General features: G+C 70.6%; 21 protein-coding genes. 10 read left to right on the top strand and 11 right to left on the bottom strand.

What is annotated here, in order from left to right; genetic code table 11:
- Nucleotides 1-150: 150 nt before the first annotated feature.
- Nucleotides 151-1,125, top strand: a complete 975-nt coding sequence (locus AB0G10_RS09965) for a trypsin-like serine protease (RefSeq protein WP_360918409.1) — start codon at nucleotides 151-153, stop codon at nucleotides 1,123-1,125.
- On the opposite strand, the gene AB0G10_RS09960 is transcribed toward AB0G10_RS09965, so the two are convergent.
- A complete protein-coding gene (locus AB0G10_RS09960) occupies nucleotides 1,119-1,778 on the bottom strand; it encodes a TetR family transcriptional regulator (RefSeq protein WP_360918408.1) in 660 nt (219 codons plus the stop codon). The two genes, AB0G10_RS09965 and AB0G10_RS09960, sit on opposite strands and share 7 nt — an antisense overlap.
- Entirely contained in the window at nucleotides 1,775-2,605 is an 831-nt protein-coding gene (locus AB0G10_RS09955; RefSeq protein ID WP_360918407.1) for an oxidoreductase, read from the bottom strand. Before AB0G10_RS09955 ends, AB0G10_RS09960 begins: the two co-directional genes overlap by 4 nt.
- Before the next feature lie 145 nt (nucleotides 2,606-2,750).
- Between AB0G10_RS09955 and AB0G10_RS09950 the strand changes: the two genes are divergently transcribed.
- Complete coding sequence (locus tag AB0G10_RS09950) at nucleotides 2,751-2,891, top strand: hypothetical protein (RefSeq protein WP_360918406.1); 141 nt, start codon at nucleotides 2,751-2,753, stop codon at nucleotides 2,889-2,891.
- Between the two features lie 557 nt (nucleotides 2,892-3,448).
- On the opposite strand, the gene AB0G10_RS09945 is transcribed toward AB0G10_RS09950, so the two are convergent.
- The 4 genes from AB0G10_RS09945 to AB0G10_RS09930 all read right to left on the bottom strand — a co-directional run bounded on the left by AB0G10_RS09945 (nucleotide 3,449) and on the right by AB0G10_RS09930 (nucleotide 6,551).
- Nucleotides 3,449-3,730, bottom strand: coding sequence for a DapH/DapD/GlmU-related protein (locus tag AB0G10_RS09945; protein WP_360920670.1), 282 nt, complete (start codon nucleotides 3,728-3,730; stop codon nucleotides 3,449-3,451).
- On the bottom strand, nucleotides 3,730-4,020 hold the full coding sequence (locus tag AB0G10_RS09940) for a maltose acetyltransferase domain-containing protein (RefSeq protein WP_360918405.1): 291 nt from the start codon (nucleotides 4,018-4,020) through the stop codon (nucleotides 3,730-3,732). The genes AB0G10_RS09945 and AB0G10_RS09940 overlap by 1 nt, the downstream gene beginning before the upstream one ends.
- Nucleotides 4,021-4,043: 23 nt before the next feature.
- Complete coding sequence (locus AB0G10_RS09935) at nucleotides 4,044-5,480, bottom strand: MFS transporter (protein ID WP_360918404.1); 1,437 nt, start codon at nucleotides 5,478-5,480, stop codon at nucleotides 4,044-4,046.
- 177 nt (nucleotides 5,481-5,657) lie between these two features.
- Nucleotides 5,658-6,551: a M56 family metallopeptidase gene (locus AB0G10_RS09930; protein WP_360918403.1), complete on the bottom strand. Its 894-nt coding sequence runs from the start codon at nucleotides 6,549-6,551 to the stop codon at nucleotides 5,658-5,660.
- An 88-nt stretch (nucleotides 6,552-6,639) separates the two neighbouring features.
- On the opposite strand from AB0G10_RS09930, the gene AB0G10_RS09925 reads away from it, so the two are divergent.
- From AB0G10_RS09925 to AB0G10_RS09900, 6 genes are all read left to right on the top strand, one after another.
- Entirely contained in the window at nucleotides 6,640-7,059 is a 420-nt protein-coding gene (locus tag AB0G10_RS09925) for a hypothetical protein (RefSeq protein ID WP_360918402.1), read from the top strand.
- 125 nt (nucleotides 7,060-7,184) lie between these two features.
- Nucleotides 7,185-8,024: an iron uptake transporter permease EfeU gene (gene efeU, locus AB0G10_RS09920; RefSeq protein ID WP_360918401.1), complete on the top strand. Its 840-nt coding sequence runs from the start codon at nucleotides 7,185-7,187 to the stop codon at nucleotides 8,022-8,024.
- Nucleotides 8,025-8,031: 7 nt separating this feature from the next.
- Complete coding sequence (gene efeO / locus AB0G10_RS09915) at nucleotides 8,032-9,150, top strand: iron uptake system protein EfeO (RefSeq protein WP_360918400.1); 1,119 nt, start codon at nucleotides 8,032-8,034, stop codon at nucleotides 9,148-9,150.
- Nucleotides 9,151-9,190: 40 nt separating this feature from the next.
- Complete coding sequence (gene efeB, locus AB0G10_RS09910) at nucleotides 9,191-10,435, top strand: iron uptake transporter deferrochelatase/peroxidase subunit (protein ID WP_360918399.1); 1,245 nt, start codon at nucleotides 9,191-9,193, stop codon at nucleotides 10,433-10,435.
- 29 nt (nucleotides 10,436-10,464) lie between these two features.
- Complete coding sequence (locus AB0G10_RS09905) at nucleotides 10,465-10,827, top strand: BlaI/MecI/CopY family transcriptional regulator (RefSeq protein WP_360918398.1); 363 nt, start codon at nucleotides 10,465-10,467, stop codon at nucleotides 10,825-10,827.
- The gene (locus AB0G10_RS09900; protein WP_360918397.1) at nucleotides 10,827-11,276 is read left to right on the top strand and encodes an NUDIX domain-containing protein; all 450 of its coding nucleotides are present in this window, start codon (nucleotides 10,827-10,829) and stop codon (nucleotides 11,274-11,276) included. Before AB0G10_RS09905 ends, AB0G10_RS09900 begins: the two co-directional genes overlap by 1 nt.
- Here the strand turns inward: AB0G10_RS09900 and AB0G10_RS09895 are convergent.
- Nucleotides 11,273-11,539: a GNAT family N-acetyltransferase gene (locus tag AB0G10_RS09895; protein ID WP_360918396.1), complete on the bottom strand. Its 267-nt coding sequence runs from the start codon at nucleotides 11,537-11,539 to the stop codon at nucleotides 11,273-11,275. The two genes, AB0G10_RS09900 and AB0G10_RS09895, sit on opposite strands and share 4 nt — an antisense overlap.
- Nucleotides 11,540-11,721: 182 nt before the next feature.
- Between AB0G10_RS09895 and AB0G10_RS09890 the strand changes: the two genes are divergently transcribed.
- A complete protein-coding gene (locus AB0G10_RS09890) occupies nucleotides 11,722-12,384 on the top strand; it encodes a VanZ family protein (protein WP_360918395.1) in 663 nt (220 codons plus the stop codon).
- Between the two features lie 46 nt (nucleotides 12,385-12,430).
- Here AB0G10_RS09890 and AB0G10_RS09885 read toward each other — a convergent pair whose 3' ends face one another.
- Nucleotides 12,431-13,159 (bottom strand): FadR/GntR family transcriptional regulator, encoded by a 729-nt coding sequence (locus AB0G10_RS09885; protein ID WP_360918394.1) that lies wholly within the window; start codon nucleotides 13,157-13,159, stop codon nucleotides 12,431-12,433.
- 49 nt (nucleotides 13,160-13,208) lie between these two features.
- Between AB0G10_RS09885 and AB0G10_RS09880 the strand changes: the two genes are divergently transcribed.
- Nucleotides 13,209-14,858 carry a 2-isopropylmalate synthase gene (locus AB0G10_RS09880; protein WP_360918393.1) on the top strand — a complete coding sequence of 550 codons (1,650 nt, stop codon included), beginning with the start codon at nucleotides 13,209-13,211 and terminating at the stop codon, nucleotides 14,856-14,858.
- Nucleotides 14,859-14,955: 97 nt separating this feature from the next.
- On the opposite strand, the gene AB0G10_RS09875 is transcribed toward AB0G10_RS09880, so the two are convergent.
- The 3 genes from AB0G10_RS09875 to AB0G10_RS09865 all read right to left on the bottom strand — a co-directional run bounded on the left by AB0G10_RS09875 (nucleotide 14,956) and on the right by AB0G10_RS09865 (nucleotide 18,021).
- Nucleotides 14,956-15,351, bottom strand: a complete 396-nt coding sequence (locus AB0G10_RS09875; protein ID WP_360918392.1) for a hypothetical protein — start codon at nucleotides 15,349-15,351, stop codon at nucleotides 14,956-14,958.
- A gap of 87 nt (nucleotides 15,352-15,438) precedes the next feature.
- Complete coding sequence (locus AB0G10_RS09870) at nucleotides 15,439-16,563, bottom strand: hypothetical protein (protein WP_360918391.1); 1,125 nt, start codon at nucleotides 16,561-16,563, stop codon at nucleotides 15,439-15,441.
- Nucleotides 16,564-18,021, bottom strand: coding sequence for an AAA family ATPase (locus tag AB0G10_RS09865; RefSeq protein ID WP_360918390.1), 1,458 nt, complete (start codon nucleotides 18,019-18,021; stop codon nucleotides 16,564-16,566).
- Between the last annotated feature and the right edge of the window lie 18 nt (nucleotides 18,022-18,039).

Genomic DNA, 18,039 nt, shown 5'->3' with positions numbered 1-18,039 from the left:
CGAGCCGTTCATGCAGCCGGCTAATGCCGAGCCGTTCATGCAGCCGGCTGATTCGGAGCGGAATTGAACGCCATTCGCGTCCGGATCGTCAGTGAAGTAGGCGCGCGGCCCCGCCGGGGAGTTGCCGGGGCCGCCTAAGCTTCACGGACGGTGACGACGAAGATGTGGAAGATGCTCGCGGCGCTCCTCGCGATCCCGGTGGGGGCGGTCGTCGCGGCTGCCCCGGCCGAGGCCATCGCGAACGGGGAGAGCGTGCCCGACGGGCGCTATCCGTTCGCGGTCAAGCTGATCGACAACGGTATTCCGACCACCGACGGCGGCACCCGCGACAGCTCCTGCTCCGGCGGCCTCATCTCGCCGCACTGGGTGCTCACCGCCGGACACTGCTTCCAGGACGAGAACGGCGACCGGGTCGATCGGCCGGTCGCCGAGGAGTCCCTCGCGGCGGTCGGGCGCACCGATCTGACCGGCGAGGACGGGCACATGGCCGAGGTCGTCGAGGTGCGCCAGCACGGGTCGGCCGACGTCGCGCTCGCCCGGCTCGACAGGGCGATAACGGACATCACTCCCCTGCGGCTCAGCCGGAAACGTCCGGCCGCCGGGCAGAAGGCACGGCTTGTCGGGTACGGGTTCACGAAGGCCACGAACAGGAAGACGCCTGATCGCCTGCGGACAGGGCAGTTCAAGGTCAGCGGCGTCGAGAAGGTCGAGATGGGCCTTTCCGGGCTGGCGCCGAAGGCGAGCACGAGCCCGTGCGAGCGGGACTCGGGCGGGCCGTACTTCACCGAGTCGGGCGGGGCCGCCACCGTCATCGGCGTGGTCAGTCGCGGACCCTCGTGCCCGCACACCGGGCCGGACATCGCCACCAGGGTCGATGCGGTGGCGCCCTGGATCCTGAAGGTCATCAAGTCGGATCTGGCGGCGCCCTCGAAGTCGCCCGCCTCGTCTCCCGCCCCGGGCCGCTCGCGATCGAAGCCGGTCGCCGCTCCGCAGGCCGGACCGCCGGCAGCGCTCACCCTGCGGCCCGTCGCGCTGTTATCGATTCCGGTCGTGGTCGTGGCGACGATCGGGATCGCGCTGGCCGTGCGCGGGAAGCGGCGCTATCGGGGGCGACGGCGTTACTGAGAGTCACTTTCCATTGCGAGGAGCCCGGTCACTGTCACCTGCATCGCCCGGGACAGCCGGGCCGCGAAATCGACGCGCGAATGGGCCAGGCGCGGGTCCTGAACCGCTTCGGCCACCGCCGGTGACGGATTGGCGAACGGCCACAACCCCGCCACCAGCAGGATCAGGGTCGCGACGAGCTCTCGCGCGGCCGTCCAGGGCAAGAGCTTCATTCGTACGATGAGAAGTTTCGCCAGACGCACCTGCAGTTCCGCATGAGCGAGTTTGAAGGCGCGCGCCGTTTCGGCGGAAAGGTTGCGCTCCAATGCGGTGCCGAGCGCGCTCCAGAGCTCGCACAACAGCGGGCGGCCGGCGGCCGAACGGGCCAGCGCATCGACGACATCGAGTGGCTCACCCTCCGGGAGCTGGGCGGGCAGGCTCGCCAGCCACTCGTCGAACTCCTGATTCAGCAGGGCGAAGAAGACCGCCTCGCGGGTTTCGAAATAGCGGACCACGTTGGTTTTGGAAAGGCCCACCCGGCGGGAGAGCTCGCGGAGGCTGATGTCGCTCAGCGGTATTTCGGTCAGCAGTTCCGCCGCCGCGCCGAGAATGGCACGGCGGCGGAGTTCGCGCTGTTCGGGGCTGCGGGCGCGCTGGAACTCCGGGGTGGTCATCGGGCTGAGGCTACCGACTCACTCACGGCACGCCACCGCTCATCGGAGGCCCTCAACGTCGCCGCCTGCTGCGCGGCAACCGCGACCGCGTCGGCGCCGAGCAGCAGGTGCAGCGGCGGCTCCGGGTGCTCGACCAGGTCGATGAGCACCCCTGCGACGCGGGCCGGATCTCCCGGCTGGCGGCCGTCGGCACTCCTCAGGCGGGCCACGACCGGCTCGATGACCGCGCGGTACGCGTCGCTGACCGGGTGCTCGGCCATCGACGTGCCGGCCCAGTCGGTGCGCATCCCGCCCGGCTCGGCGATCGTGACCTTGATGCCGAGGCCGGCCACCTCCCTCGACAGGACCTCGGAGAAGCCGCCGACCGCCCACTTCGCCGACTGGTAGGCGCCCAGCCCGGGACCGCCGACCCGGCCACCCACCGACGAGATCTGGATGATGTGCCCGCTGCCCTGCCGGCGCATGACCGGAAGTGCCGCGCGGGTGACGTTGACGACGCCGAAGAAGTTCGCGTCGATCTGCGCCCGGAACTCGGCGGGCGGCATGTCCTCGATCGACGTGACGTCCGCGTAGCCGGCGTTGTTGACCAGCACGTCGAGCCGGCCGAATGCGGTCACGGCGGTGTCGATCGCGGCGTGGGCGGCGGCTTCGTCGGTGACGTCGAGGGCGATCGTGCGGACGTCGTCGCCGTAGGTCGCGGTCAGATCCGCGAGTCGCCGGGGGTCGCGGGCGGTGGCGACCACGCGGTGGCCGGCGGCCAGTGCGCCTTCGGCGAGTCGGCGGCCCAGTCCGCGCGACGTGCCGGTGATCAGCCAGACCTTGCTCATGGGGGTCTCCTCGAGTTTTAAGGGCCAGTGGAATCTTATGGATTTATCGTAAGAGGCCACCGGCCTCTTGTGTCGTGTCTGCGATGGGGATCACGCTTCGGCCGCCGGCCGTAAAGTCGGGCCGTCCGCGTCCGATCGTCGCGGCATGGCGAAGTTCGAACATCTGACCTTTCCCGACGCCGAGCCCGACGCGCGCCTGGCGCACGTGATCGTCCCGGCCGGCCGCATCTCCCGGCGCGAAGCCGCTGTTCCGGAGGACAGGCCGGCCCTCACGGGTACGGAGTGACTTTCGATCCTCGACGCGTCTGAGGCCCGCGCGCGCCGGGCGAAGCAGGCTCCTGGCGACTGACCGTCGGTTGCGGCGGCAGGCCAGGCTCCGGGCTTCAGGCTTCGCGCTCCGGGCCTTCGCGCTCCAGGCCTTCGCGCTCCGAGCCTTCGCGCTCCGAGCCTTCGCGCTCCGAGCCTTCGCGCTCCGGGCTCCCGGCTCCAGGCTCCCGGCTCCCGGCTCCCGGCTCCGGGCTCCGGGCTCCGGGCTCCGGGCTCCGACCGACGGGTTACAGCGCCGCCCAGCCACTCGCGCCTACCGTCGGCTAAGGCGCCGCGCCGCACCGCACCGCACCGCACCGCACCGCACCGCACCGCACCGCACCGCACCGCACCGCACCGCACCGCACCGCACCGCACCGCACCGCACCGGCCATCGTCGTTTTTCGTCGGCTGCAGCCCATTGCTGTTTCGGGCCGTTTCAGAGCCACAGGCTGCAGCCGGCGGGTGACCGCTCCACGCCGGCCGCGCGCGGTTCCACTCGTCGGGCTCGGCGTCGAACACCGGCCGGGAGATCCGTTACGGATTACGCGTTTTGAGGTCCTCGTCGGTAATGGGCCGGACCACCCTGCACGGCACACCCATCGCCACCGTCATGGGCGGTATGTCGCGGGAGACCACGCTTCCGGCGCCGATCACCGCGCCGTAGCCGATGCGGACGCCGGGCAGGACGACGACGTTCGAACCGATCCAGACCCTGTCCTCGATGACGATCGGCTCGGAGAAGCGCCGGAAATCTTCGCGCAGATCGGGGTGCACCGGATGTCCGGTAGTGGTCAGAGTGACGCTCGGCGCGATCATCACGCCGTGACCGATCCTGATCTCAAGTCATCGACGAACGTGAGATTCACGTTGCCGAAGAAGTCGTCGCCGATGTGGACGTTGCTACCGAACCCGGCGTGGAACGGCGAGAGCAGCACGGTACGGGCGCCGACCGATCCGAGGATGCGTTCCAGCAGGTCACGGCGTTGATCCGCGTCGCCCGGGCGGGTGTTGTTGTACTCGAAGATCAGGTCCGCACGCCGCCGCGGGTTCTGGAAGGCCGCCTCCGACTCGGTGTAGAGCCTCCCCCGCCGGATTCGATCCAGCACTTCTTCCTGCATATTTCACACCCCTATTTCGTACGCCGGGCAGTCCCCCATTCATACGTCATCAAGGTCAATGGCAGCGTGGCGGTGAGCCCGGCCAGGAGCAGGAACCCGACCGGCCAACCGGCCGACTGGACGACCTGCCCCACCGAAGGGGCCGCGATGGCGATACCGGCCGCGCTCGCCGAGTTGATCCAGGTCATGGCCTGCGTATACACCTCCGGGACAGTGGCCTCTTGCAGCAGGACCGCCCCGGGGATCAGTACCAGGGCGACGCAGCCGCCGACGAGGGCGTAACCGGCGAACATGGCCGGCACGTTCGGGGTGAGCGCGAGCACGGCGCAACCCGCGGTGATCGTCAGGGCGGCCACTCGCATGATCCGCAAAGGAGATGAGGCGACCGCCCGCACCGTCCGCAGAGGAGACGAAGGGACCGCTCGCATGGTCCGCGGAGGAGATGAGGCCGCCGTCCCCACGGCCCGCGAAGGAGATGAGGCGACCGCCCGGATGGTCCGGGAAGGGGCTGCGGCGAGGGATCCGTAGGTCAGGCCCGCCGCGAGGCTGACTACCCCACTGACCGCGGTGATCGGGCCGGCCAGTGCGCCGGCGTGGTGCGCGAACGCGAATGCGGTGATCACTACGCCGATGCCGCCGAAGAAGAGGCCCATCGCGGTGTTGGCGGCGAAGAGGACTACGAAGCGGTGGTTGAGCAGCCTGCGGTCGATCAGCAGGCCCCGCGATCGGCCGGCCGGCGGTGGCTCGGTGGAACGTGCGGTCAGTAATCCGGTGATACCGGCGGCTACCAGAATGGTAGCTAGCGCTAACCCGGCCCACGGGGTGACGCCGGCGCTGAGGGTGGTGACGAGTACGGGCCCGGCCAGGAAGGCCAGGTCGTTCGCCGCGCCGTCGACGGAGAGCGCAGCCGGAAGAAGAGCCGCCCCGGAAGGAGACCCGCCGGCCGGGCAAGCGGAGGTGCCAGCCCGGCAAGCGGAGTAACCGGCCGGGCAAGCGGAGGTGCCGGCCGGTCGCGCGGAGGTGCCAGCCGGGCAAGCGGAGGTGCCAGACCGGCAAGCGGACGTGCCAGCCCGGCAAGCGGAAATGCCGGCCGGACGGCGAGCAGTGACGGTGCGCCAGCGGGCCGCGGACAGGGCACCGACCGGAGGTAAGGTCGCGCCTGCTCCTGCGGCCACGGCGATCTGCAGCCATGGGGACGGCGAGCGCGTGCAGGCGGCGATCAGCACGACCGCGGCTACTACGAAGGCGGCCGTTGAGAACGGGACCACCCGGCGCTGGCCATGACGGTCGATCAAGCGGCCTATCTGTGGTCCGGCCAGGGCGTCGGCCACGGCGAAGGCTCCGGTGGCCGCGCCCGCCCGGGCGAACGAACCCGACGACGCCTGGACGGCCCAGAACACCGCCAGCCCGCTCATGGCCACGCCCAGCCGGGCCGTCACGGCCGGCACGAAGAAACGAACGGCGCCCGGCAACGTCAGAACAGCGAGAACCGGCGATCGCAGAACAGCGAAAATACGAAAAATCCGACCTGTCGGCAAGGGAAGCTCCACCCGCGTGAACGGGAGCTGCCAGACAGGTCGGACTGGGACGTCAGCTCAGTACAGTGACCGCGAGCCTAACACCGCTCACCGCCGCAGGATCGCCGCGTGCAGCAGTTCCCCCAGGTCGTACGCCGCCTCCCCGGTCCAGAGCAGCGAGAAGACGGCCAGCGCCACGGGCAGGACGCAGAGGATCGCGCCGGCGCGCCGGACCGGGGGCCCGAGGAGGTGGCGGACCCGGCGCGGGACGGCGCCGCCCGCCGCGTGCAGGCCGACCACCTGCGGTCTCGTGGTGGCCAGGGCGGCCTTGCCGATCGCCTGGGCGACCGTGCGGCGGCAGCCCACGACCGCGGCGGCGCGTTCGTCGGCGGCGCGCTCGACGAGGTAGTCGACATGGCGGGTGACCCACCAGAGCGCCGGATGGGCGGCCGCGGCGAGCTCGCTGATCCGGACGAGACGGTGGTGGCGGGCGTCGAGATGGTCCTGTTCATGGGCGAGGAGTGCCCGGAACTGATCGTCGGTGAGCGCGTCCCGCATGCCGGTGGTGACCACGATATGACCGGGTTTGCCGGGTACAGCGTACGCGTGCGGGGCGGGGTCCGGAAGCATGATCAGGTGGCCCCCGGCCGGTATCCGGGACAGCTCGATCATGGTGCGCTGCCGGCGGTGGACGACGCGGACCGCGATCAGGGCGGCGGCGAGCAGGGCGACGCTGAGCCACGACACCCACGGCTCGCGCGCCGTGTCGGCCGCGACCACCCGGGACGACCAGCCGAAGTCGCGGCCGATCACCGGGATCTCGGCGAACGCCTTCAGCGCGAAGACGGCCAGGTTGGTCAGGCTGGCCAGCGCGGCGCCCGCGGCCGACCAGGCCACCGCGCTCGCGGCGATCCGGGGCGGCAGGTGCTCGGCCAGCAGGCGGACGGCGATCACCAGTACGGGAGGGATCACGACGACGGAAACCAGGAAGTGGTCGAACATCGTGACTCCTTCTCTCGCGGGGCCCTGCGGTAAAGCGCGGGGGCCCTGCGGTAAAGGTAGCCGCCGGCCGCTCTGAGAGGATCAGGGCGTGAGTGACCTGCTGAAGACGCATATCCAGAACGTGCTGGAGTCCAACCACGCCGACGCCGCCAAGATCCAGGCGCGGATCGAGGAGCTGGAGAGCCAGGGGCACCGGATCGTCACCGGCGGCCAGATGGAGGACGACGTCTGGGACATCATCGACTACCGGACCAACGAGATCCTCGCCGCGGGCAACGACGGGACCGAGGGGTACGAGGCGGCCGGTAAGGACCTCGACCCCGAGGACAAGTGGATCCACTACGACCGGATCCTCGAGGACCTCGGCATCGACTACGTCACTGCCGACGGCCTGCCGGAGAGCCTGGCGAACGTGATCGAGGACTGGGCGCTGTCCGAGGAGCCCGAGGAGATCGCGGCGTTCATCGGGTGGCCGGTCGAGAAGGTGGAGGAGTACCAGGCCATCTGAGCCGTTCATCGAGCAATACGGGGCGGTCCGGCCATGGCGCCGGGCCGTCGGCATTTGACTTCTACAACGGAATAGAAGAAGGTTGCCTCACCAAACCTTAGGTATGCCTAACCTCAGGAGTGCTGGTGAGCGCCATCTACCTGATCGGTCTCCGTGAAGGCCTGGAGATCACTCTGGTGGTGTCCATCCTGGTCGCCTTCCTGGTGAAGACCGATCGCAAGCCGCTGCTGCGGTACGTCTGGTCCGGCGTCGCCGCGGCCGCCGTCATCGCGATCGCCGTGGCGGTCCTGCTCCAGATCGGCATCGCCCGGCTCTCGTTCACTGCTCAGGAGCTCTTCGAGGCGATCGCGTCCTTCGTGGCCGTCGCGTTCGTCACCTGGATGATCTTCTGGATGCGCCGGATGGCCCGCAGCATCGGCAGCGAGCTGCGCGGACGACTCGAGGACGCGATCGCGGTCGGCCCGTTCGCGATCGCCTCGGTCGCGTTCCTCGCGGTGATCCGGGAGGGCCTGGAGACGTCGGTGCTGTTCTACGCGGCCGCGCAGGGCGCCACCGACAGCGCCCGCCCGCTGATCGGGATCACGCTGGGGCTGCTCACCGCGGTGGCGCTGGGCTGGCTGCTCTACCTGAGCGCGGTCCGGATCAACCTGTCCCGCTTCTTCGCCTGGACCGGCGCCCTGCTCGTGCTGGTCGCGGCGGGCATCGCCAAGTACGGCGTGCACGACCTGCAGGAGTCCGGCGTGCTCCCCGGCCTGAACGACCAGGCCTTCGACGTGAGCGGCGCGTTCCCGCCCGAGTCCTGGTACGCCGAACTGCTCCGCGGAATGATCAACTTCACGCCGGCGCCGACCGTCCTGGAGACCGTCGCCTGGCTCGCCTACGGGATCCCCGTACTCATGCTCTTCCTCTGGCCCGCCCGGAAGCCGGCGGCAGAGATCGCTCCCGCTCCCCAGAAAGTTTCCTAGGAGAACCATGCGCCGCATCACCGCCGCCTCCGCCGCCTCCCTCCTGATGCTCGCCGGATGCGGAAGCACTGACGACGAAGCCGGGACGAGCGACGGGACCATCGCCGTGGCAGCGAGCGACACCACCTGCGACGTCGCGAAGTCCGAGTCCGGCGCCGGGACCGTCACCTTCGCGATCGCCAACAAGGGCAGCAAGGTCACCGAGTTCTACGTCTACGCCGCCGGCGACCGGGTCATGGGCGAGGTCGAGAACATCGCGCCCGGACTGTCCCGCGAGCTGCACGTCGAGCTCGCCGCCGGCACGTACGAGACCGCCTGCAAACCCGGCATGATCGGCAAGGGCATCCGCAACGGCTTCACCGTTACCGGGTCCGCCGCGGCGCTCACCGAGGACGCGAAGCTGGCCGGGGCCACCGCCGACTACCAGCGGTACGTGAAGAGCCAGACCGGCGCCCTGATCGAGAAGACCACCGAGTTCGTGGCGGCCGTGAAGGCCGGCGACGTGGCGAAGGCGAAGGCGCTGTTCCCGGTGTCGCGCACCTACTGGGAGCGGATCGAGCCGGTCGCGGAGATCTTCGGCGACCTCGACCCGGCCATCGACGGCCGCGAGGACGGTCTCGAGCCGGGCCAGGACTTCACCGGCTACCACCGGATCGAGAAGGACCTCTGGGAGACCGGCGACATCAGCGAGTCCGGCCCGATCGCCGACAAGCTCCTGGCCGACGTCCAGAAGATCGTCGACAAGGCGAACAGCGAGCCGCTGTCGCCGCTCCAGCTCGCCAACGGCGCGAAGGAGCTGCTCGACGAGGTCGCCAGCGGCAAGATCACCGGCGAGGAGGACCGCTACTCGCACACCGACCTGTGGGACTTCGCGGCGAACGTCGAGGGTTCCCGGGCGGCCATCGCGGCGCTGCGGCCGGCGCTCGAGGAGAAGGACCCGGCGCTCGTGAAGACGCTCGACGAGAAGTTCGCCGCGGTCGAGGCCGGCCTCGCGACGCACCGCTCCGGCGACGGCTGGAAGCTGCACAACGAGCTCTCCGAGGCCGACCTGAAGACCCTCAGTGACCAGATCAACGCGCTGGCCGAGCCGATCAGCAAGGTGGCCGGCCTCGTCGCGAGCAAGTAGCCGCAGCCTCCGCCCGTACCCTAGGAAAGGCCATCGCAGAGTGAAGCGCCGCAGCATGATCGGGATGGCAGGAGCCGGCGTGGGTCTCGCCGCCGCCGGCGGCGCCATCGCCCTCGCCGGAGGATCAGAAACGGTCCCGGTGGCTTCCGCTGAGGGAGCCGGCGCCGGCGACGCGATTGATTTCTACGGGGTACGGCAGGCCGGCATCGTCACGCCGGCGCAGGACCGTCTGCACTTCGTGGCGTTCGACGTGATCACTCGCAACCGCGAGGAACTCGTCGCCATGCTGGAGAACTGGACCGCCGCCGCCGCACGCATGACCGCCGGACTCGACGCCGGCACCATGGGCGCGGTCGGCGGCATCCCGGAAGCGCCGCCGGACGACACCGGCGAGGCGATCGGGCTGCCCGCCTCCGGGCTGACGCTGACGATCGGTTTCGGTCCCAGCCTGTTCACGAAGTTCGGGCTCGCCAAGCAGCGTCCGGTCGTACTCGAAGATCTTCCGCACTTCCCCGGCGACGCCATCGATCCGAAGATCTCCGGCGGCGACATCGGTATCCAGGCGTGCGCGCACGACCCGCAGGTGGCGGTGCACGCGATCCGCAACCTCGCCCGGATCGGCATGGGCGTGGTGAGCGTGCGGTGGTCGCAGCTCGGCTTCGGCCGGACGTCCTCGACCTCGACGTCGCAGGCCACGCCGCGGAACCTGTTCGGCTTCAAGGACGGCACGGCGAACCTGAAGGCCGAGGAGACCGCGCTGCTCGACGAGCACCTGTGGGTCCGGGACGGCGACGGGCCGTCGTGGATGACCGGCGGCTCCTACCTGGTGACCCGCAAGATCCGGATGATCGTGGAGACGTGGGACCGGACGCCGCTGGGCGAGCAGGAGGCGATCGTCGGCCGGACGAAGGGCTCCGGGGCGCCGCTCGGCGGAACGTCGGAGTTCGACGAACCGGACTTCACGGCCCAGTCCGACGGCAAACCGGTCATCCCGCTCGAAGCACACGTCCGGCTCGCCCACCCCACCCAGAACCGGGGCGCGCGCCTGCTGCGGCGCGGCTACAACTTCGTCGACGGGTCGGACGGGCTCGGACGGCTCGACGCGGGACTGTTCTTCATCGCCTACCAGCGCGACCCGCGAACCGGGTTCATCCCGGTGCAGACGGCGCTGGCCCGGAAGGACGTCATGAACGAGTACATCCGGCACATCTCCAGCGGGATCTTCGCCTGTCCGCCGGGGCTCCGGGCCGCCGACGACTTCTGGGGCAGGAGCCTGTTCACCTGACACACAGGCTTGATCGATACCCTGCTCCGGTGAGCACACGCCGCCGGCCCGGCCAGCTGGAGACCGAGATCGTGACGGTGCTGGGCGGCACGACCGAGCCGCTGACCCCCGGCGAGGTCCGTGATCTGCTCGATCCCAGCGGGCGGTTGTCGTACAGCACCGTCGTGACGACGCTGACCCGGTTGCACGAGAAGGGGGCGGTCGCGCGGCATCGGGACGGAAGAGCTTTCCGGTACGGGGCCCTGGCCGATCCCGCCGGCCTCGTCGCCGACCGGATGAGCCGGCTCATGGCGGTCGAACCCGATCGGGCGTCGGTGCTGCGCCGGTTCGTGAGCACGCTGAGCGAACAGGACGAGCGGCTGCTCCGCGACCTGCTCGACGAGCGCGACTGATGCCCGCCACTCCCCTGCATCCGATCGACGTTCTCCTCCTCCTCTTCGACGGCGACCGGGTGCTGCTGGCGCTGCGCGAGGGCACCGGCTTCGCGGACGGGCAGTGGAACCTGCCGAGCGGCAAACTCGAACACGGCGAGGACGTGGTGACCGCGGTCTGCCGGGAAGGCGCCGAGGAGGTCGGGGTCCGCCTCGGCCCGGACGACGTACGCCTCGCCGTGACCGTGCACCGCCGCAACGACGGCGGGCGGGGCCGGCTCGGGCTCGTGTTCGCCGCCGGCTACCACCCGGAGCGGCACGGCGAGCCGTTCAACAACGAGCCGCACAAGTGCGCGGAGCTCGCCTGGTTCCCGGCCGCGAAGCTGCCCGCCAACACCTTCCCGTCGTCGGCCGCGGGGGTGGCCGCGTGGCGGGAGGGGCGGGGGCTCGCTTTGAGCGGCTGGTCCTAGGTGGCCGGCGGCGGCTCCCAGAGCAGCAGCTGACGGTGCTGGATGAAGCCGTTGCGGAGGTAGAAGCCGACCGCGCGACGGCCGGAGTGGACCGTCACGTGGGACAGGTCGCGAGCGCGGGCCTCGGCGGGGATCGCGGTCAGCAGGGCGGTGCCGGCGCGGACTCTCATCCAGTCGGCGAACGCGGTGAGGTCTGCCGGTCGGACGTCCTGGAGCTCCGCCAGCGCCGCCGCGTCCGCGGCGCCGGCTCTGCGCACGATCACCGGACGGAGTGTAGGCGTGATCTCCTCACTGAAGGATCGACGGTGATGCGGCGGGACTACGGCGGCCTTCAGGTGTCCTAGGAGGCTAGGCTGCGGCTCCTTGAGGCGGCTCTTGGTGGGCGGGCGCTGACGCCGGTGGAACGCTTATGTCAGGGTGACGAAACGATCGCTTCAATGGGCGCATGAAACGCATGGTCTACGCCGGGCTCACCGTTCTCGTGCTGGTGGGCGGGCTCTATGCCGTCCGGCGGCCGCTGATGATGTCGGCGCCCCGGTGCTTCGGCGGGTATTGGCACGGGTGCTATGACACCGAGAACGGTGTGGTGCTCATGACGATCGCGGGCCTGCCGCTGGCCGTGGCGCTGGTGGGCGTCATCGCCTGGGTGCGGCGCGCTGCCGGGGGCGCCGACGTGTGGCGGAGGTCGGTGGCCGAGGTGGGGATCGTCTACGGGACCGTGCCGATGGTGTGGCTGACCCTCATGCCCGGGCCGGGCGCCGGTGCCGTCCCGGGACGGTGGAGCCTGGTGCCGCTGCGGGATCTGGTGACGATGGGGCCGCTCGGGATCGGCGGGAACCTGCTGATCTTCGCGGCGGCCGGGTTCTTCGCGCCGCTGCGGTTCGCGGCCCTGGCGTCGGTGCCGCGGATCCTGGCGCTCGGGGCGGGCTGCTCGGTGGTGGTCGAGGTGGCGCAGTACGTCCTCCGGCTCGACCGGGTGTCGTCGGTGGACGACGTGCTGGTCAACGCCGCCGGGGCGATGCTGGCCGGCATGGCGTCGCGGCGGTGGTGGCGGACCCCTGACCGGCGGCCGGCCTCCGAGGCGCCGGCCGTGGGCGCGGATGTCTGAGAGGGATCAGAATCGGGGGCTTCCGACGTACGGAAAATGGGGTTGATCATCGCTCTGGGACGTCGATGGACGCGAGCTTCGCCGGAGAAGCCGGAGAAGCCGGAGAAGGTGACACCCACTTCTTGATCGCGAGCAGATGCGCCCGGCTCCGCCTCGCCGCCTCCTCCCCGTCACCGTCGGCGACGGCGGCCAGCAACGCAGCGTGCGTGTCCTGATCGATGTCGTCACCGAACGTGCCGCGCAGCCGGAGCATGTCGATCATCGAGGCGCGGCTGCGCGGGGTGAAGCCGTCGAAGAGGTCGGTGAGCAGAGAGTTACCGGACGCCGCAACGATCGCGCGGTGGAAGGCCGTGTCGGCGTCGACATGATCCTCGATGGATCCGGTTCGCCGCCCCCGGTCGGCGAGGGCCGCGCGGATCGCCGCGAGATCGGCGGGGGTACGCCGCTCGGCCGCCAGGAACGCCGCCTCCACCTCGATCGCGATCCGCGCCTCGATCACCGTGACGATGTCGGACCGGCGGAGCACGGCATCCCAGTCCTCGGGGGCGTCGAGCGCCGTCACGAACACCCCGGAACCCTGCCGGGTCGCCAGCACCCCGCGCCCGGCGAGTTGGCGGATCGCCTCGCGGACGGTCGACCGGCCGACCCCGAGCTGCGGCGCGAGTGTGGTCTCACCAGGGAGTTTATCGCCGAGCTTCCATTCGCCCGACCGGATGCGATCGAGCAGCAGCCGGGCCGCCTGATCACCGAGTGGCTCCCTGCGCACCTGTCCCATCCGACCAATCTAGCTTGTCTACTTGTCTGAGGAGTTGTACGGTCAGCCCATGACCTGGAACCGCCAGCAGCCCTCACCGATGCCGTCGCACAAGTACCGCGACGTCCATGCGCGCGTCGACGTCCCGCTCACCGATCGCGACTGGCCGTCCCGCCGGCTGACTGCGGCGCCGCTCTGGGTGCCGGTCGACCTGCGCGACGGCAACCAGGCGCTCGCCGAGCCGATGGACCCCGCCCGCAAGCGCCGGTTCTTCGAACTCATGGTGACGATGGGTTACAAGGAGATCGAGGTCGGATACCCCTCCGCTTCCCAGACCGACTTCGATTTCGTACGCCTGATCGCCACTGGCGGCATCGTCCCGCCGGACGTGACAGTCGTCGTCTTCACCCCCGCCCGTCCCGAGCTCATCGAGCGGACGGTCGCCGCGATCGAGGGCATCACGAACGACGTGGTCATCCACATGTACGCCGCCACCGCGCCCCTGTGGCGGGAGGTCGTTCTCGGTCACGACCGTGCGGCCCTCCGCGAGCTGGTCACGGACTGCGGGCGGCTCGTCCGGAAGCTCGCCGGCCACCTGCCGCACGTGCGCTTCCAGTACTCCCCCGAGGTGTTCAACCTGACCGAACCGGACTACGCGCTCGAGATCTGTGACGCGATGACCGATTTGTGGGAGGCGAGCCCGGACCGCCCGGTCATCCTGAACCTGCCGGCCACCGTCGAGGTCGCCACGCCGAACGTGTACGCCGACCAGATCGAGTACATGCACAAGAACCTGTCCCGGCGCGACGGCGTGATCCTCTCGGTGCACCCGCACAACGACCGCGGCACCGGGGTGGCCTGCGCCGAGCTGGCCGTCCTCGCCGGCGCGCAGCGGGTCGAGGGGTGCATCTTCGGCAACGGCGAGCGCACCGGCAACGTCGACATCGCCACCCTCGCGCTCAACCTGCACGCCCAGGGCATCGACCCGATGATCGACTTCTCGGACATCGACGAGGTTCGCCGCGTCGTCGAGCACGCCACCCGCCTGGAGGTGCACCCGCGCCATCCGTACGCCGGGGACCTCGTCCACACGGCCTTCAGCGGCACCCACCAGGACGCGATCAAAAAGGGACTCGCCGTGCATCGGCCCGGCACCTGGGAGGTCCCCTACCTGCCGATCGACCCGGCCGACCTGGGCCGCGGTTACGACGCGATCATCAGGGTGAACTCGCAGTCCGGCAAGGGCGGCATCGCGTACCTGCTGGAGACGGGGTTCGGCATCGAGCTCCCCCGCCGCCTCCAGATCGACTTCGCCCGGCACGTGCAGCGCCACACCGACGCGACCGGCGACGAGGTGTCCGCGGCCGAGCTGTGGTCCCTCTTCGAGACCGCCTACCTCGGTGACCACTCGCACGTGACATTGACCGGTTACGAGACGTCCTCTTCCAAGACCACCATCACCGTACGCATAGACGGGGTGTCGCAGACCGGCGTGCACTCCGGCGTCGGCCCGGTGGAGGCGCTGGTCTCCGAGCTGGCGGCGCGCGGCCGCCCGGTCGACGTGGTGAGCCTGCACCAGACGAGCATCGGGACGGGTTCCTCCTCGGAGGCGCTGACCCTCCTCGAACACCGCGTCGACGGGGCGACGCGCTGGACCGCCGGCCGCGACCGATCGGTGCTGGCCGCCAGCCTCGACGCCGTGATCCGCGCGGCGTCCTGACCCCACCGCCGGCGGCCGCCCCGATCCCGCATGACGGACGATGCCCGCCACGACCGCGCGCCGGTGGAGGGCGGCGAGCCGCGCCGCCCTCCACTCGCTACTGCCCGGCCCGGCCGGTGATGCATCGGGTGTTGACCTGCCAGGTGGCCTGCACGCCGAGCGCGTCGGTGACCGTCGCCGTCACGATGATCTCGGTGGGGGTCCAGCAGGTGGCGTAGAAGGTCACCCGCCGGGTCGCCGCGTCGCTCTCCTCGCGCCGGTCACGCAGGTTGCCACCGGCCGCCGCGAACCGGCCCACCGTCGGGTCCTCGCCGCCCACCCACGCCACGAAGCAGCTGATCTGCCCGAAGTTCGAGCCGGCCTGGCTGGCGACACACTGCATGGCCCTGATCTGCAGCGGATCGGCAGCCTGCGCGGCGGCCGGGACCGACACGGCGGCCGTGGACGCGAGAGCCGTGAAGAGGGTCGTCGTCAGCAAGCGTCGTCGGAGCATTGGGGTCCACCTTCCCGAGCACGGTTTTGACTTCGTACGGAAGGTGTTCGCCGCACCGGCACTGTTGGACGGCGAAGTCACCGAGAATCAGGACGGCGAGATCGGGACGGCGTGGGACGTGATGGTGACCGGGCCGACCGTGGTGGCGGACCGGCGGCTCTCGGCCGCCGGATAGACCAGCGCCGCCTCGGTGACGCCGAGCCGCTGGGCGTACGTGAACAGCTGGTAGATCTCGTCGGTGCTCGGCGCCGGCCGCCAGGGACGGTACTTGGCGTCGTAGACCGCGACCGGTCTACCGGCCTCGTAGACGACGAAGTCGGCGACTCCGGTGCGCCGCGGCCCGGAGCCGGTCAGCGGGATGGGCTGCTGACCGGCCACGGTGAGGCCCGGTGAGCGGCGGCGCAGCCAGGCACCCACGTACGTCTCCCAGATCCGGGTCATGTCGAACATGACGCTCACCCCGGACAGCCCCGCGCCGGTGGGCAGGATGCCGCTGTCGTCCAGGAGCAGGCGGGCCAGCCGTTCGAGCTCGCGGTAGCGGGCCGGCACCGGGCCGATCGCGGCCGGGCGGCCCGGTGCGACGGTGATGCCGCGGAAGACCGGATCGAGGGCGCGGACCCGCGTGCCGAGACGGGCGTCCGGATAGGGAAGACCGGAGAGCCGGCGATGCGCGGCCGCAACCAGCCGGTTGAGCGGCACGTCCGGGGTGAGCCGGTTCGCCGAGGTCGCCAGCCGGTCGGGGCGGCCCGCGTGCGCCCGGAGGTGCAGGGTCGCCGACGGCGCTCCCGGATACGGCGGCCGGGTGAACGCGCGCCGCTGGTACGCCTTGGCCAGTCCCTGGCTCGCGACCCGCTCCGCCTCCCGGACGAAGGCGAGCGCGATCAGATCCACGAGGCCGGGCCCGCCGCTGCCCGGGGTGGCGGACTCCTCGAGGTGGGCGGTGCCGCGGCCGAGCCCGAGCAGCGTCGCCAGGTCCTGGAACGGGAACCGGCCGGCCACCTCGACCACCTGCCCGCTGAGCAGCTGGAACCTGCCGACGTAGGGGCCCGGCTGGAGGTCGTACCACCCCGGCTCGGCCGTCGATGTGAGCCGCTGGACGATCCGGGCCCGGCCGTCGCCGCCGCGGGTTCCGACGGTCATCCGGGCCAGCTCGGCGGCCTCCGGCGCGGTGAGCCGCACCGTCGTCGTCTGATACTCGACGAGGCGCAGCATTCAGGCGAGTTCCGCGATCAGCGACCTGACGTCGGTGTCCAGCCTGCTCAGCTCGGCCGGCTGCTCGAACCAGTACTCGGCGAGGTACGGCCGCAGCTGGTACTCCCAGATCCGTTCGGCGGCCGCGGCGTCCAGTGCCTCGGTCATCCAGTAGGAGTGCCCGGGGCTGACCGGCGCGTCCGGGCCGACCCGGTCCCGGATGAGCCGGAAGACACCGAGGGCGAGTTCGGCGTTGCCGTCCGGCCGGCCCGTGGTCCAGCGGGCGAGTACGGTCTCGTCCGGTGGCAGCGGGAAGGCGTTGAATCGGCGGCGCAGGGCGAAGTCGAGCATCGCGAGGCTGCGGTCGGCGGTGTTCATGGTCCCGAGCAGAAAGACATTGGAGGGTACGGCGAGCCGGCGTTGCGAATACGGCAGGGTCACCTCGGCCCCGCGGTACTCGAGCAGGTAGAGCAGTTCCCCGAAGACCGCGGCGAGGTCGGCCCGGTTCATCTCGTCGATGATCATCACGAACGTCTCGTCCGGCGCCTTCGCGGCCCGGTCGCAGAGCCGCGCGAACACACCGGGCCGCACCTCGTAGCGCAGCCCGCCGCCCGACGTCTCCGGCCGCAGCCCCTCGATGAAGTCCTCGTACGAGTACGCCGGGTGGAACTGGGTGAGCTCGATGTGGTCCGGCGAGGTGGCCAGGTGCCGGGCGAGCAGCCGGGCCACGTGCGTCTTGCCGGTGCCGGGCGGGCCGTGGAAGACGCCCTGCCGCATGCCGGTCGTGAGCGCCTGAACCCACTGGTCCACCTGCTCGACGCCGAGGAAGCAGCCCTCGGCCACCCCTTCGATCCCGACCGTGAGCGGCAGCTTCTCCACCGCCACCGCCGCCGGCTTGGCGGCCCGCATGATCGCGGTGAGGATCGCGTCGGCCTCCTGCGGCGCCACGCCGTGCCGGTGACGCCATGCGCGGAGGTCGGCGCTGAAACTCTCGTACCCGGAAAGGCTCTTGGCCTGGTAGTGGGCGCCGGTCTCGTGAGCCAGTCCGAGCATCGTGGCGTTGACGCAGATGCCGAACCGCTCGGGATCGCGCAGGTAGAGCAGGAAGCTCGGCAACGAGGAACCGGCGTGCGGGAACGTCGACCGATCGGCGTAGATCCCCCCGAGCGTCGCCACGGCGTCCTCGACGGGCTCCCGCCACAGCCGGGTCGTCATCGTGTTGAACGTGCCCGGATCGCTGCCGAGCTTGCTCATGATCGCGCCGGTGAAGCCCGGCGTGAAACGGTCGTAGCGCACCCGGCCGAGCTTGCCGTGCTCGTTGATCAGCCGGCCGAGGGCGATGATCCGCTCGGCGTCCATGGTCCCGGCGTGCTCGTCGAGGAACGCCCGCGTCCGCTCCTCGGCGGCGAGCCGGGCCGTGACGAACTCCGGGCCGAAATTCTCGCGAACAGTGGCGACGACCTCAGCGGTATCGGGCATCCGGTAGTTCTAGCAGGC

This window comes from Actinoplanes sp. NPDC023714, from assembly GCF_040639855.1.
Classification (GTDB): domain Bacteria; phylum Actinomycetota; class Actinomycetes; order Mycobacteriales; family Micromonosporaceae; genus Actinoplanes.
This window is presented reverse-complemented; position numbering and strand designations above follow the sequence as displayed.